Source organism: Oleiphilus sp. HI0079, assembly GCF_001635105.1.
In genome coordinates, this window is the sequence record NZ_LWFT01000842.1 from 1 (window position 1) to 835 (window position 835).

Below are 835 nucleotides of genomic sequence, written 5' to 3' on the forward strand. Positions count from 1 at the left end.
AAATTGCTGCGCTTCTTCACAGACCCGTTCGACAGCGGAGTCCTCCAAACCTAACAAAGCCGCCATAGCGCCCTGACCTAATGGCACGGCACTTTGCATGAGCTTGCCGCGCAAATGCACAAGGCTAACTGCATCCGCAAGAGTGATCGCTCCAGACGCAGCTAGCGCCGTGTACTCTCCCAAGCTATGGCCACACATATATTGAGGACGAAGGTCTGAGCGAGCACACCACTCCTGCCAAACTGCAATGCTCGCAGTCAGAATTAAAGGTTGCGTAATTTCAGTTTGATTTATTCGATCCTCTGGCCCACCCAAAGCTAGGGCTCTCAGGTCGATGTCGATCGCAGCTGATGCCTCGTCAAACACTTTATTCGCGCGTTCAGACAGACTTAAAAGCTCAGACATCATGCCAATTGTCTGAGAGCCTTGCCCAGGAAACATAAATACCAAAGACATTTCTTCTCCTATTTCGGGCTGAGCCAAATCAGTCGATTGAGGCCAGCTCCAGTATCCGATTAATTTGTTCAGGGAGGTTTTCCGCGGCTTCGCGCTCTGCTAGCTCGATAGCGTGAATAAATGCCGCTACGCTTGAGGAGCCATGACTTTTCACAACCACGCCATTTAGACCAAGAAACATGGCTCCATTATGCGTCTCGGGGTCTAATTGACGCAACGCATCACCCATTAATGGTAGGACCAAACGCCCCAATAAACGACGATAGAAATTCTTATCAAAAAACTCTTTGACACCTGAAAGGATGATACCCGCCGCTCCCTCTGCGCTTTTCAATGCGATATTTCCGACAAATCCATCGCATACCAGTACATCTGCCTT

General features: G+C 49.6%; 1 protein-coding gene and 1 pseudogene. Both read right to left on the reverse strand.

From position 1 onward, the window contains the following. Nucleotides 1-456, reverse strand: a 456-nt coding sequence (locus A3750_RS15720) for an ACP S-malonyltransferase (RefSeq protein ID WP_156498639.1), incomplete at its 3' end; no start/stop codon positions are given. 28 nt (nucleotides 457-484) lie between these two features. Beyond that, nucleotides 485-835, reverse strand: a pseudogene (locus tag A3750_RS15725) (phosphate acyltransferase); the annotation flags it as partial.